Consider the following 13,506-nt stretch of genomic DNA (forward strand, 5'->3'; position numbering starts at 1 on the left):
TGAATGCGAGATGACGGCCGAAAAGGCGATTAAAGCTTGACGTGAGGTCGCTCCATCGTGTTCCCAGCTTGACGCGGGTAGGCGAATATTCGCAAACTTGCGCTCAATGGGACTTGAACCCATCAAGATCACCCGGCCGCAAGGCTAGAACAGAACCGCCCGGAGAGGGTGGAAATTCAGGAAGAGGTAAGAATGAACAAATCGGTTTTCCTAGGCACGCTGGCGGCCTCGGCCCTGCTGGCGGGCATCGCTTCGGCTGGCACCCTTGACGATGTCAAGGCCCGCGGCGAGTTGATCTGCGGCGTGAACACGGGCCTGACCGGCTTCGGCGCCCCGGATGCGAACGGCAACTACCAGGGCTTCGACGTCGCGGTTTGCAAGGCCGTCGCCGCTGCTGTCGTCGGCGATGCGTCCAAGGTGAAATATGTGCCGACCACCGGCGAGACGCGCTTCACCGCGCTGGCCTCGGGCGAGGTCGACATGCTGGCGCGCAACTCCACCTGGACCTTCTCGCGCGACAACGACCTCAAGCTCGACTTCGTGGCGGTCAACTACTACGACGGCCAGGGCTTCATGGTTCACAAGGACCTCGGCGTGTCCTCCGCCAAGGAACTGGACGGGGCCACGATCTGCATCCAGACCGGCACCACGACCGAGCTGAACCTCGCCGACTTCTTCAAGGCGAACAACATCAGCTACACGCCCGTGACCGTCGCCGACGACTCCGAAGCGCAGCGCCAGTACCTGGCCGGCGCCTGTGACTCGTTCACCACCGACGCCTCCGGCCTCGCCGCCGTCCGCGCGACCATGCCGGATGCCGAAAACCATGTGATCCTGCCCGAGATCATCTCGAAGGAACCGCTTGGGCCGGCCGTGCGCCATGGCGACAACAACTGGGGCGACGTCGTCCGCTGGAGCTTCTACGCGCTCGTCGCGGCCGAGGAGAAGGGCATCACCCAGGCCAATATCGAAGAGGTCGCCGCCTCCACCCAGGATCCGGAAGTCAAGCGCCTCCTCGGCCTTGAGGGCGATCTGGGCGCGATGATGGGCCTCGACAAGGAATGGGCCAAGCGCGCCATCGCCGCGAGCGGCAACTATGGCGAGATCTTCGCCGCCACGATCGGCGAGTCGACCTCCATCGGTCTCGCGCGCGGTCTGAACGCGCTCTACACCCAGGGCGGTCTTCAGTACGCTCCGCCGTTCCGCTGATCGGCAAGCACAGAGGGCGCGCCCAACGGCGCGCCCTTTTCGTCAAGCGATAAGAACGATCGATCCAGCCGGGGCGACAGAACCCCGCGGATTGCCGTCCGGTCGGATAACCGGACTATCGTCGGGGAGAATTCCATGGCTCATGTTGCAAGCGTGCCGAAAGAACCCTTTCGGCTGAGCATGCTCGTCTACGACACGCGGTACCGGTCCTATACGATCCAGATCGTCGTGCTCGTGCTTTTCCTGGCCTTTCTGGCCTGGCTTCTGAACAACACGATCGTGAACCTGGCCGCCAAGGACAAGGACATCAACTTCAGCTTCCTGTTCCAGCGCGCCGGTTACGACATCGACCAGCAGCTGATACCCTACACGAATGACAGCACGCATGGGCGGGCGCTCTTCGTGGGGCTCCTCAACACGCTTCTGGTGGCTTTCATCGGCTGTATCCTTGCCACGGTGATCGGCGTGATGGCGGGTGTGCTGCGCCTGTCGCACAACTGGGTCGTGTCGCGGCTGATGACCGTCTATGTCGAGACGTTCCGCAACATTCCCCTGCTTCTCTGGATCATCCTCGCCTTCGTCGTCTTCTCCGAAACGGCGCCGGCCCCGCGCGATTTCCGCGTGACCGAGGAGATGGCAGCGGCGGGCGAGGCGCCGGCGGCCTCGAAGATCCTCTTCGATTCCGTTGCCTTCACCAACCGCGGGACGAGCATCCCGCGGCCCTATCTCGACCACCCGCTGGGCAGTTTCAGCATCCTCGATGTTCCGATCAACCTGTCGGTTGTGGCGGCGCTGGCCTTGATCGCGCTCTGCGTCTGGATCAACGGGAGGCTGATCGCCAACGCCAAGTCGGTGCAGGAGGCGACGGGCGAGCGCCCCGTCACCTGGTGGAAAAGCCTCATCATCCTCTTTGCGCCGATCATCGCCCTGCTTTATGCGCTTGGCTTCCACCTGGAATATCCCGAGCTCAAGGGGTTCAACTTCCAGGGCGGGATCAACGTCGCGCATTCCTTCACAGCGCTCCTGATCGCGATCTCGCTCTATACCGGCGCCTTTATCGCCGAGGCGGTCCGCGCGGGTATTCTCGCCATCTCCAAGGGGCAGAGCGAGGCGGCCTATGCGCTGGGACTGCGCCCGGGACGCACCATGCGGCTGGTGATCCTGCCGCAGGCGCTGCGGGTGATCGTGCCGCCGCTGATCAGCCAGTATCTGAACCTGACCAAGAACACGACGCTTGGCATGGCGATCAGCTACCTGGACCTCAAGGGCACGCTGGGCGGCATCACGCTGAACCAGACGGGGCGCGAGCTTGAGTGCATGCTGCTCATGATGCTGATCTATCTGGTCCTGAGCCTGATCATCTCCTCCGGGATGAACGTCTTCAACACAGCCATGAAGCTGAAGGAGCGCTGAGATGACGAAAGCGACCTTCGTCCGCAAGGAAATGCTTCCGCCGCAAGAGGCGCCCGCCTCGCAGCGCGGGGCCATCAAATGGGCGCGGGAGAATCTGTTCTCCAGCCCGCTCAACGCCATTCTGACCATCCTTGGGCTTCTGACCGTCGTCCTCCTGGTCAAGGGGGCGCTACCCTGGCTGCTCAACGGCGTCTGGGAGGCCGGTTCGCTCATGGAGTGCCGGGAGATCATCGCAGCCCGCCACGGAGAGGGGGCGACCGGCGCCTGCTGGGCCATGGTGCGCGAGCGCTGGCACCAGTACCTCTTCGGGTTCTATCCGCAGCCGCTCTTCTGGCGTCCGACGCTGGCCTTCGCTCTGATGTTCGTGGCCCTGGCGCCGGTGCTTTACCTCGGCAACCGCACCGTCAACACGATCATGGCCGGGGTGGTCACGGTCCTGACCGTGCTGGCCCTGATCGGGATTTCCGTAGCCTTTCCGCAGGCGATCGCTGGTGCCGATGCGGGCGTGGCCGCGCTTCTGGCCGTAGTGATCGTGCTGGGCGCGCTGACCGCCGTTGCCTGGCTGGCGCCCCGCAAGCTCATGATCCTGACGCTGCTCTATCCGGCGATCGGCTTCTACCTGCTGTGGGGCGGATCGATCTGGGGGCCAATCGGCGCGCTCGCGGGTTTTGCCATCCTGGCGCTGGTCTACAGCCTGACCAAGGGCCAGCTGGGTGTAGTGGTTGGAACCGGCGCCGGGGTGGTGGCGGCAATGGTCTGGTGGCTTGCGGTGCAGTCGCATATCACCGGGGCACTGCATTCGCTCCTTCCGTTCAGCATCACGCATGTCGACTCGGATGAGTTCGGGGGCTTCCTTCTGGCCTTCGTCATCGGCGTGACGGCGATTGCGGCCTCGCTCCCGATGGGCATTCTGCTGGCGCTTGGCCGGCGCTCGGACATGCCGCTGATCAAGGCGCTTTCGGTGGGCTTCATCGAGTTCATCCGGGGGGTGCCGCTGATCACCATGCTGTTCACAGCGTCGCTGCTTTTGCAGTACTTCCTGCCGCCGCGGACGAACTTCGACCTGATCCTGCGCGTGATCATCCTCGTCACCTTCTTCTCGGCGGCCTATATCGCCGAGGTGGTGCGGGGCGGTCTCGCGGCGCTTCCGCGCGGCCAGTACGAGGCGGCCGATGCGCTCGGCCTCGACTACTGGCAGGCGCAGCGGCTGATCATCATGCCGCAGGCGCTGAAGATCTCGATCCCGGGGATCGTCTCCTCGTTCATCGGGCTCTTCAAGGACACCACGCTTGTCGCGCTGGTCGGTCTGCACGACCCGTTGCAGGGCGTGACCAAGGTCGTCCGGGCCGCGATCGAATGGAAGGGCATCTACTGGGAGCCCTACATCTTCGTCGGCCTCATCTTCTTCGCCTGCTGTTTCAGCATGTCGCGGTACTCCATGTACCTCGAACGCAAGCTGAAGCGCGATCATCGTTAAGGAGGTTCCCATGTCGGACCCGCACGCCATTACCCGAGAGATCAACCGCAGCCACATGCAGGTGTCGGACGAGGTCGCGATCCAGATCACCAACATGAACAAGTGGTACGGTCAGTTCCACGTCCTGCGTGACATCAACATGACCGTGAACCGCGGCGAACGGATCGTCATCTGCGGCCCCTCGGGGTCGGGGAAATCGACGCTGATCCGCTGCATCAACCGGCTTGAGGAACATCAGGCCGGCCAGATCGTGGTCGATGGCACCGAACTGACCTCGGACCTCAAGAACATCGACAAGGTCCGCTCCGAGGTCGGGATGGTGTTCCAGCACTTCAACCTGTTCCCGCACCTCACGATCCTGGAAAACTGCACGCTGGCCCCGATCTGGGTTCGCAAGATCCCGCGCAAAGAGGCCGAGGAAACCGCGATGCATTACCTTTCCAAGGTCAAGATCCCGGAGCAGGCCCACAAGTACCCCGGTCAGCTTTCGGGCGGCCAGCAGCAGCGGGTGGCCATCGCGCGGTCGCTTTGCATGAAGCCGCGGATCATGCTGTTTGACGAACCGACCTCGGCGCTTGATCCGGAGATGATCAAGGAAGTGCTCGACACCATGATCGAGCTTGCCGAAGAGGGGATGACGATGCTCTGCGTGACCCACGAGATGGGCTTTGCCCAGGCCGTGGCGAACCGCGTGATCTTCATGGACCAGGGCCAGATCGTCGAGCAGAACGAGCCCAAGGAGTTCTTCAACAACCCGCAGTCCGATCGGACCAAGCTGTTCCTCAGCCAGATCCTCGGGCACTGAACGCGGGCGCCGAAAACCGAAGCCCCGGCCTGTTCGCCGGGGCTTTTCCTTTGGTTAGTCGCGGCCCGAAGGCACGAAGAAATCCAGAACGGAGCCCTTTCCGGCGCCGACCTCTTCCCAGGCCGGGATATCGAAATCCACCACCAGCGTCGCGCCGGTCGGATAGCGCGGGAAGTCCGGGTCCATCGGCGCGCGCGCCGGCAGCATCGAGGCCAGCGCGGCAATGCCGGGATTGTGGCCGATCATCATCACGCAATCGCTCGAAGCCTTGCGCAACGTCTCCAGCATCACGTCCGGCCCGGCGTGATAGAGCGCGTCGATGAACTCCACCTTCGGGGTTACCTCAAGCGCCGCGGCGGACACTGTCGCCCAGGTTTCCCGCGTCCGCTTGGCGGTGGAGCACAGCACCTCTTCGGGCTCGTATCCGCGCGAATGCAGCCACTCGCCCAGTTCCAGCGACGCACGGCGGCCGCGCCGGTTCAGCGGGCGGTCGAAGTCTTCAAGCCGGGGATCGTCCCAGGCGGATTTCGCGTGGCGTGTGAGAATCAGGCGGCGGTGCCCGGCTGGTGTCATTTGTGAAACTGCCTCATGTGATACGCGGATTGTTCCGACAACCTGCCATAGGCTTGTGACACCGGGCAAGCGCGGCGAACCGCGCAACCCGAGGAAAGGCACGCGTGGCCTTCGCTCCGGTCCAGAAAGGCGTGGCACGCGGCAAGGTTGTAGTCCGCGCCCGTCAGCGCCGCCACGGGACAGGCGGTGAGACAGGGCTTGGCCGCGCAGCGGGTGCAGGGGCTCTCGGGCGGATCGGGCAGGGCAAGCCGCTGCGGCAGCGCGATCGCACCCCGGTAACTAACCCAAAGCCCTGCCAGGTCATGAACCAGAATTCGCACGGGCGAGGCCCAGGCCCTGCCGGAGCCGAGCGCCCAGCGGAAGAACGGCGGGTAGGGCGGCCCGTCCGAGGGGAAGAGCGGCTGCCCGCCCAGAGCCTCCGCCAGTTGTCCGATGACCCGCTTCGACCAGCGGTCCACGGGGTCCGGGGCGCCGTCCTGCCACTCCGGCCCGGAGGTCAGATGCGGCCAGAAACCGGGCTCCGCGGGGCCAAGAAGCACCAGCGTCCCGGTGCCGGCTGGTGCGCCGTCCTCGTTGCCCGGATGCAGCGCGCCGAAGACCGCAAGGAAATGCGGCCGGGCCAGCGCGGCGATCTCTTCAAGGCTTATCACTGACCGCGCGGCTTTACCCGGGGTTCGGTCGTGCGGATGATCGAGCCCGCGCCGTGATCGGTGAACAGTTCCAGCAGGCAGGCATTGGAGACCCGGCCATCAAGGATCACCACGGCGCGCACCCCGGCCTCAAGCGCCGCCAGCGCGGTCTCGGTCTTGGGGATCATGCCGCCCGCGATCACGCCCTTGTCAGTCAGGTCGCGGACCTCTTGCGGGGTAAGCTGGGTGACGACGGAGCCGCTTTCGTCCTTCACGCCCGAAACATCGGTCAGCAGGAGAAGGCGATCGGCCTTGAGAGCGCCGGCCAGCGCGCCCGCGGCTGTATCGCCGTTGACGTTGAAGGTCTCGTTCTCGTTACGGCCGGTGGCGACAGGGGCCACGACCGGGATCATGCCCGCGCCGAAGAGATCGCGCAGGATCTGCACGTTCATCTCGACCGGGCGGCCGACGAAGCCCAGTTCCGGGTCGTCAGCCTCGCACACGATCAGGTCGTCGTCCTTGCCGGAGATACCGACGGCGCGCCCGCCCTGGTCGTTGATCGCCTGGACGATCCGCTTGTTGACGAGGCCCGAGAGCACCATTTCCACCACCTCGACGGTGGCCTTGTCGGTGACGCGCTTGCCGCGGACGAACTCGGACTTGATGCCGAGCTTGCCGAGAAGGTCGTTGATCATCGGCCCGCCGCCATGCACGACGACCGGGTTCACGCCGACCTGGCGCATCAGGACGATGTCGCGGGCGAACTCGGCCATCGCGTCCTCATCCCCCATCGCGTTGCCGCCGAATTTCACGACGACGACCGCGCCGGCGTAGCGCTGAAGATAGGGAAGCGCCTCGGAGAGGGTCCGGGCGGTGGCAATCCAGTCACGGTTCATGTCTTGCTTTCTCATCGGGCGTCCCATGGGCTGTCCCGCGTTTGTTAGCCCCTTGAGGCCGCCCTGCCAAGTGTCTTGGGGGAGTTGCCTTTCGCCCGCGATGCCCTAGTTTGCCGCCAGGAAAAACGGAGATCGCCCAATGGCCGAACAGAAGACACTCCTCCTGACGGGCGCGTCGCGCGGCATCGGGCATGCGACGGTGAAGCGCTTCGCGCGCGAAGGCTGGCGCATCCTGACCTGTTCCCGCCACCCCTTCCCCGAGGGCTGCCCCTGGGGCGGCGGGCGCGAGGATCATATCGAGATCGATCTGGCCGACCCGGCCGCGACCATGGCGGCGATCGAGGTCATTCGCGCGCGCCTTGGCGGCAAGTTGCACGCGCTGGTGAACAACGCGGGGATCTCGCCCAAGGGGCAGGGGGGGAGCCGGCTGAACTCCATCGACACCGACCTGCGCGACTGGGGCAAGGTCTTCCACGTCAACTTCTTCGCGCCGATCGTGCTGGCGCGGGGGCTGAAGGACGAGCTTTCCGCCGCGAAGGGCGCGGTCGTCAACGTGACCTCGATCGCGGGAAGCCGGGTGCATCCCTTCGCGGGCGCTGCCTATGCGACCTCCAAGGCGGCGCTGAAGGCGCTGACGCGCGAGATGGCGCATGACTTTGGGCCCCTGGGCGTGCGGGTCAATGCGATCGCGCCGGGGGAGATCGAGACCTCGATCCTGTCGCCGGGGACCGAGAAGATCGTCGAAGGGTTGCCGTTGCGCCGCCTGGGCCAGCCATCGGAAGTAGCCGATGTGATCTGGTTCCTGTGCACGGAGGCGTCGAGCTATGTCACCGGGACCGAGATCGAGGTCAACGCGGGACAGCATGTCTGACAGGGTTTCGCCCGCTGCCGCGGGCGATCCGCCGGGGAGGCGCTGCCTCCCCGGACCCCTCCGGGGTATTTGCGCAATGAAGAAGGGCTATTCGAGGGAGGCGATGAGGGCGCGGAGCGTCTCGATCCCATCGCCCTTTTCGGAGGAGGTCAGCACGATTTCCGGGTAGGCGGCGGGGTGCTTGGCAAGCGCGCCGCGCACCTGTGCGAGGGCCTTTTCGCGGTCCTTGAGCGAGACCTTGTCCGCCTTGGTCATCACCACCTGGAAGGTGACGGCGGATTTGTCGAGAAGCGTCAGGATCTCCTCGTCCACGGATTTGACACCGTGGCGGGTGTCTATGAGGACAAAGGCCCGGCGCAGGGTCTGGCGGCCCGAGAGATAGTCCTTGAGCAGCGCCTGCCACTTCCTGACGACCGCCACAGGCGCTTCGGCAAAGCCGTAGCCGGGTAGGTCCACCAGGTAGGGGCCGCCGGGGGTGGTGAAGTAGTTGATCTCTTGCGTGCGCCCAGGCGTGTTCGAGGCGCGGGCGAGGCTCCTGCGGCCAGTCAGCGCGTTGATGAGGCTCGACTTGCCCACGTTCGATCGCCCCGCGAAACAGACCTCGATCCTGTCTGGGGGAGGGAGCCCGTCCATTGCCACGACGCCCTTGAGGAAGGCGACGTCGCCGGCAAAGAGCTTGCGGCCGCGTTCGCGGGCGAAGTCGTCGGGTTCGGGGGCCAGGGGGTACGAGAGGGTCACAGGATCGTCACCTTGTCGTCCTGCGCGATCTCACCCGAGCGGGTCACAACGGCATAGGTGCCGAAATCCTGGTGGCCCCAGCCGGCCTTGAGCGCGGCCAGCGTGTCGGCATCGGACTGCCCGCTGTCGGGGTTCACGGTGGTCGCCTTGCAGCGGGTGATGCGCTGGCGGATCTCAAGCTCCGCGTCGCCGATGCGGAGCGTCTTGCCGATCAGGTCGAACTCGGCGAAGGGGGGCAGCCCGTCCAGCCAGAGGTTGCCGCGGAAGCGGTGGGGGGAGATCTCCTGCCCCATGCGGGTGGAAAGTTCGCGCAGCGACGCAAGGTTCAGGATCGAGATGAAGGGATCGGCCCAGTCGGTCATCGCCTGCCCGGGGATATGGCCGACGAAGGCGGGCGCGGGGCGCTCGGCGGGCCAGAGCGGGCGAAGCCAGGCGATGAGGCGCTCGGCGTCCTTGGGATCGTCGGGCGCCACCGTGATCGGCGCGGCCTCAGGATGGGTCAGCGTGACGCGGCGGTTGTCCGTGTCGGTCGTGGCGCGAATCGCCATGAGCCGGTGACCCACAACCCCGCGCAGGAAGTTCAGCTTCGGCGCCCATTCGCTCAGCGCGCGTCCGAACTTCGCCGCTTCATGCGCGACCGCCCATTCGCGGTCAAACGGCAGCGCGCGGCCCTCGCTCAGGGTCGCGCGCGTGATTTCCTCGTATCCGATCGACTTGATCGGATGCCGGCACAGAAGGGCGAGCCGGGCGGTCATTTGCCCGACTGGCCGCGTTTCATCCCGGCCTTGATATTGCCGAAGAGGTCGGGGCGTTTCCCGTGCATCGACATGATCGTGTACTGCTGGATGAAGGTGATCGTGTTGTTGGTGATCCAGTAGAGCACAAGGCCCGAGGCGAAGGACCCCAGCATGAACATGAAGATCCACGGCATCCAGGCGAAGATCGCGGCCTGGGCCGGATCGGCCGGAGCGGGGTTCAGCTTCTGCTGGAACCACATCGAGATGCCGAGCAGGATCGGCAGCACCCCGAGCGAGAACATGAAGAACAGCGAGCCTTGCTCCGGCGTGGCGTAGGGCAGCAGGCCGAAGAGGTTCAGGATCGACGAGGGGTCGGGGGCCGAAAGGTCACGCAGCCAGCCGAAGAACGGCGCGTGGTAAAGCTCGATCGTGACGTAGATCACCTTGTAGAGCGAGAAGAAGATCGGGATCTGAAGCAGGATCGGCAGACAGCCCGAGGCCGGGTTGACCTTTTCCTTCTTGTAGAGCGCCATCATCTCTTGCTGAAGCTTCTGCCGGTCGTCGCCCGTGCGGGCCTTGATCGCCTCCATCTCGGGCTGAAGCTCCTTCATCTTCGCCATCGAGACATAGGATTTCCGCGCCAGCGGGAAGACCAGCGTCTTGATCACGAAGGTCAGCGCGATGATCGCCCAGCCCATGTTGCCGATCAGGCCGTGCAGCAGGTGCAGAAGCCAGAACATCGGTTTGGTCAGGAAGAAGAACCAGCCCCAGTCGATTGAGTCGATGAAGCCCGCGATCGTCGGGCGGCCCGGATCGGCCTCGATCCCGGCGAGGCTGTCAAGAAAACCCGGGTCGTTCTCGTAGCGCTTGATCGTTTCCCATTCCTTGGCGCCGGCAAAGAGCATGGTCGTCGCCTCGCCCTTGGCGCCGGGCGCGACCTCCATCACCGGAAGGCGGGTCTCGGCCTGGTAGATGTCGTTGGCGGCGGCGTAGCGCACGACCGAGGTGAAGGCCTGGCCAGGCATCGGGATCAGGGTGGCCATCCAGTATTTGTCGGTGAAGCCGATCCAGCCGTTCTCCGCCACCTGCTGAATATCGGCGTTGCCCTCGCCCGCGACGAGGTCAAGCTCGGGGATGTTGTCGTACTTGATCTCTTCCAGCTTGCCGTCAAAGCCGCGCACGAGCCCCTCGTGCAGCACGTAGATGCGCTGGTCTTCCGGGATGCCGTGCCGGGCGATGATGCCGTAGGGCGCAAGCCGGACCGGCGCGCCGGTGTTGTTCTCGACCGACTGGGTGATCGTGAACATGTAGTTGCTGTCGAGCGCGACCATGCGGTGGAAGACCAGGCCCGCGCCGTTGTCCCAGGTCAGCGTCAGCGGCGTTTCCGGCGTCAGCCGTGCGCCCTCGGGCGCGGACCAGACGGTGCGCGCGTCGGGCAGAAGGGCCGCATCAAGCCCGCCCGCGGGCTGCCAGCCGTAGACGGCGTAATAAGGCTTCGTCCCATCGGCGGAGCCGACCGGGGCCAACAGGCGCACGTCAGGCGAACCTGCGTCGAGCGTCTGCTTGTAATCGTGCAGTTGCAGGTCGTCGATGCGCCCGCCCGCGAGCGACAGCGAGCCCTTGAGGCGGGGCGAGTCGATCTCCACCCGCGCGGCGGTCGTGGTCGCGGCGGTTTCGGGGGCAGGGGCCGGGGTCGGCTCAGCCGCGGCGGGCACGGACTGGGTGGCCGCCACCTCGGCGGGCGCCGTCGCGTCGGGCTCCGGCATGGGCGGCGTGAAGAAGGTGTACCACACGAAGATGACCGCCGCCGAAAGCACGGTTGCGAGGATGAGGTTCTTGTTCTGATCGTCCATGAGGGACACACCGCCAGTCATTCAAGGTCAGCGCCGGTTCAACAGAACAGGCGATCAAAGGTCAAGCGGTTTCCTGCAATCGCAGGGGTGCCGAAGGCTGGGGCCCGGGGGGGGCGGTACCGTCAACCCCGCGTTGCACCCGCGCGATCAGTCCGGATCGCGCAGGTTCGGCGGCGTGTCGGACCCCGCAGGCGCCCCGCGTGTCAGGCCCGCGAAGTCGAAAAGCGCGGAGTCCAGCAGGTGCGAGGGCCGCGCGTTCATCAGCGCGCGGAACATCACCTGACGCCGGCCGGGGCTGCGTGCCTCCCACCCGTCGAGGATCTGCTTGACCTGCTGGCGCTGAAGCCCCTCCTGCGAGCCGCAGAGGTCGCAGGGGATGATCGGATAGTGCATGGCGCGGGCGAATCTCTCGCAATCGGCCTCGGCCACAAAGGCCAGCGGGCGGTAGACGAAAAGGTCCCCGTCCTCGTTCAGCAGTTTCGGCGGCATCGTCGCCAGACGACCGCCGTGAAAGAGGTTCATGAAGAAGGTTTCGAGGATGTCGTCCCGGTGATGGCCGAGAACGACCGCTGAACAGCCCTCTTCCCGTGCGATGCGGTAGAGGTTCCCGCGCCGAAGCCGGGAACAGAGGCTGCACATCGTCCCGCCCGGCGCGATCTTGGAGGTGACGACCGAATAGGTGTCCTGGTATTCGATCCGGTGCTCGACCCCCGTGCGGGTGAGGAATTCCGGCAGCACGGTCGCGGGAAAGCCCGGCTGGCCCTGGTCGAGATTGCAGGCCAGCAGATCGACCGGCAAGAGCCCGCGCCACTTGAGTTCGTGCAGCACCGCCAGAAGCGTGTAGCTGTCCTTGCCGCCTGACAGGCACACGAGCCAGCGCGCGCCGCGTTCGATCATGCCATAGGCCTCGATCGCCTCGCGCGTCTCTCGCACGATGCGCTTGCGAAGCTTCTTGAACTCCGTCGAGGCCGGGGCCCCCGCGAAAAGCGGGTGGATGTCGTCAAGATCGTCAAGCATGCGCGTCCCCTACCCTGTCCGGGCTTTGCCGCCAAGGGGAATCGCCGCGCTGCTTGCTTTGTGGTGACCGGCTGCTACGCTGCCGCAGGGGAGCGGAAGGTAGGAAAAGGATGGCCAAGCCAACACCGGAAGATGCCGCCGCCTTCAAGGCCCTGCGCGAAGCCGAAAAGGGGTTGTCACGGCTGCAGAAGGAACTGCGCAAGGCGGTCAAGAAGTTCACCAACGGCGAGTCGGACCGGCAGAAGATCAAGGCCGCGCAGTCGAAGATCCTTGATTTCATGGCCAAGCAGAAGTCGACGCTAAGGCTTCAGCGGTCAGCCGCATTCGACAAGATGTCCACAGAGGCGCAGAGCGGGCTTCTCTGGCTGGATGAGGTGGTGAACGAACTCAACAACCTTCTTGGTCGGCTGGATCTTTGCAAGCGGATGATGAAGCGCGACCCGGCAGGCGACCGCAAGATCCTGGTCAAGACGGTCCGCGATTTCCGCGCGGAGATTCGTCAGCCGCCGAAGGGGCTTGGCGTGCTCTTGAAGATGGTCAAGCAGGGGACGGAGGCGAAGCACCCGGCAGGCACTCAACTGGCTGCCTTGCCGATGATCATCCTGCTTTGGCTGATCATCGAGACGATCCTGCGCGGGTTGCGAAAGCGCTAGTCCGGGACGTTGTCCACGCCCGAGCCGCCCCAGGGGTGGCAGCGCAGGATGCGCCGGGCCGCCAGCCAGGCGCCCTTGAAGGCGCCGTGTTTTTCCAGCGCCTCAAGCGCGTAGGCGGAACAGGTGGGGTGGTAGCGGCAACCATGCCCGACCCAGGGACTGAAGAGCAGCCGGTAGGCCCGGACCGGCAGCGCGACGATATGGGCCAGCGGGCTCATCTGTCCTTGCCGTGGACCTGGGCGAGTGCCCGGACCAGATCGCCCAACAGAAGCTGGAAGTCCCGGTTCGCAGTGTCGTCCCGGCGCCCCACCAGCACGTAATCCCAACCCGCGCGGCCGTGCTGCGGAAGGATCAGGCGCGCGGCCTCTCTCAGGCGGCGCTTGGCGCGGTTTCGGGCAACGGCATTGCCCACTTTTTTCGAGCAGGTGAAGCCCACGCGGATGGCTGTGCCGCCGGGTTCTTCCGGGCGGCGGCGACGGGCCTGCAAGAGGAATGCGGGCGTGCCCTGCCGCCGGGCCTGCGCCGCACGCAGGAAATCCGCGCGCTTGGCCAGGACCTCAAGACAAACGGAAACCGCCGGCGGCGTCACCGTCTCTGGGCCTTGCCCATCCACGGGAGCCACCGGCGGCATCATG

15 protein-coding genes are annotated in these 13,506 nt (G+C 65.4%); 6 read left to right on the plus strand and 9 right to left on the minus strand.

The window, feature by feature from the left end; translation table 11 throughout:
• Window positions 1–192 precede the first annotated feature (192 nt).
• The 4 genes from OE647_RS14585 to OE647_RS14600 all read left to right on the plus strand — a co-directional run bounded on the left by OE647_RS14585 (window position 193) and on the right by OE647_RS14600 (window position 4,904).
• Window positions 193–1,209, plus strand: a complete 1,017-nt coding sequence (locus tag OE647_RS14585) for an amino acid ABC transporter substrate-binding protein (protein WP_263722485.1) — start codon at window positions 193–195, stop codon at window positions 1,207–1,209.
• A gap of 135 nt (window positions 1,210–1,344) precedes the next feature.
• A complete protein-coding gene (locus tag OE647_RS14590; RefSeq protein ID WP_263722486.1) occupies window positions 1,345–2,622 on the plus strand; it encodes an amino acid ABC transporter permease in 1,278 nt (425 codons plus the stop codon).
• 1 nt (window position 2,623) lies between these two features.
• Complete coding sequence (locus OE647_RS14595) at window positions 2,624–4,099, plus strand: amino acid ABC transporter permease (protein WP_263722487.1); 1,476 nt, start codon at window positions 2,624–2,626, stop codon at window positions 4,097–4,099.
• Between the two features lie 10 nt (window positions 4,100–4,109).
• On the plus strand, window positions 4,110–4,904 hold the full coding sequence (locus tag OE647_RS14600; RefSeq protein WP_318527952.1) for an amino acid ABC transporter ATP-binding protein: 795 nt from the start codon (window positions 4,110–4,112) through the stop codon (window positions 4,902–4,904).
• A 54-nt stretch (window positions 4,905–4,958) separates the two neighbouring features.
• Here OE647_RS14600 and OE647_RS14605 read toward each other — a convergent pair whose 3' ends face one another.
• The 3 genes from OE647_RS14605 to argB are packed head-to-tail and all read right to left on the minus strand — an operon-like array spanning window position 4,959 to window position 7,002.
• The gene (locus tag OE647_RS14605) at window positions 4,959–5,477 is read right to left on the minus strand and encodes a SixA phosphatase family protein (RefSeq protein WP_263722488.1); all 519 of its coding nucleotides are present in this window, start codon (window positions 5,475–5,477) and stop codon (window positions 4,959–4,961) included.
• Window positions 5,474–6,124: a ferredoxin gene (locus OE647_RS14610; RefSeq protein WP_412174962.1), complete on the minus strand. Its 651-nt coding sequence runs from the start codon at window positions 6,122–6,124 to the stop codon at window positions 5,474–5,476. The genes OE647_RS14605 and OE647_RS14610 overlap by 4 nt, the downstream gene beginning before the upstream one ends.
• Complete coding sequence (gene argB / locus OE647_RS14615; protein WP_263722572.1) at window positions 6,124–7,002, minus strand: acetylglutamate kinase; 879 nt, start codon at window positions 7,000–7,002, stop codon at window positions 6,124–6,126. Before argB ends, OE647_RS14610 begins: the two co-directional genes overlap by 1 nt.
• Window positions 7,003–7,141: 139 nt before the next feature.
• Between argB and OE647_RS14620 the strand changes: the two genes are divergently transcribed.
• Complete coding sequence (locus OE647_RS14620; protein WP_263722489.1) at window positions 7,142–7,873, plus strand: SDR family NAD(P)-dependent oxidoreductase; 732 nt, start codon at window positions 7,142–7,144, stop codon at window positions 7,871–7,873.
• Window positions 7,874–7,960: 87 nt separating this feature from the next.
• Here OE647_RS14620 and yihA read toward each other — a convergent pair whose 3' ends face one another.
• From yihA to ttcA, 4 genes are all read right to left on the minus strand, one after another.
• A complete protein-coding gene (gene yihA, locus OE647_RS14625; RefSeq protein ID WP_263722490.1) occupies window positions 7,961–8,611 on the minus strand; it encodes a ribosome biogenesis GTP-binding protein YihA/YsxC in 651 nt (216 codons plus the stop codon).
• A complete protein-coding gene (locus tag OE647_RS14630; protein ID WP_263722491.1) occupies window positions 8,608–9,366 on the minus strand; it encodes an MOSC domain-containing protein in 759 nt (252 codons plus the stop codon). Before OE647_RS14630 ends, yihA begins: the two co-directional genes overlap by 4 nt.
• Complete coding sequence (gene yidC / locus OE647_RS14635) at window positions 9,363–11,201, minus strand: membrane protein insertase YidC (protein WP_263722492.1); 1,839 nt, start codon at window positions 11,199–11,201, stop codon at window positions 9,363–9,365. Before yidC ends, OE647_RS14630 begins: the two co-directional genes overlap by 4 nt.
• A 147-nt stretch (window positions 11,202–11,348) precedes the next feature.
• Entirely contained in the window at window positions 11,349–12,218 is an 870-nt protein-coding gene (gene ttcA, locus OE647_RS14640) for a tRNA 2-thiocytidine(32) synthetase TtcA (RefSeq protein ID WP_263722493.1), read from the minus strand.
• A gap of 110 nt (window positions 12,219–12,328) precedes the next feature.
• On the opposite strand from ttcA, the gene OE647_RS14645 reads away from it, so the two are divergent.
• Complete coding sequence (locus OE647_RS14645; RefSeq protein ID WP_263722494.1) at window positions 12,329–12,871, plus strand: hypothetical protein; 543 nt, start codon at window positions 12,329–12,331, stop codon at window positions 12,869–12,871.
• Here OE647_RS14645 and yidD read toward each other — a convergent pair.
• Together yidD and rnpA are read right to left on the minus strand one after the other, a co-directional pair.
• On the minus strand, window positions 12,868–13,089 hold the full coding sequence (gene yidD / locus OE647_RS14650; RefSeq protein WP_263722495.1) for a membrane protein insertion efficiency factor YidD: 222 nt from the start codon (window positions 13,087–13,089) through the stop codon (window positions 12,868–12,870). The two genes, OE647_RS14645 and yidD, sit on opposite strands and share 4 nt — an antisense overlap.
• On the minus strand, window positions 13,086–13,505 hold the full coding sequence (gene rnpA, locus OE647_RS14655; protein ID WP_263722496.1) for a ribonuclease P protein component: 420 nt from the start codon (window positions 13,503–13,505) through the stop codon (window positions 13,086–13,088). The genes yidD and rnpA overlap by 4 nt, the downstream gene beginning before the upstream one ends.
• Window position 13,506 lies beyond the last annotated feature (1 nt).

Source organism: Albidovulum sediminicola (genome assembly GCF_025751575.1).
GTDB lineage: Bacteria > Pseudomonadota > Alphaproteobacteria > Rhodobacterales > Rhodobacteraceae > Albidovulum > Albidovulum sediminicola.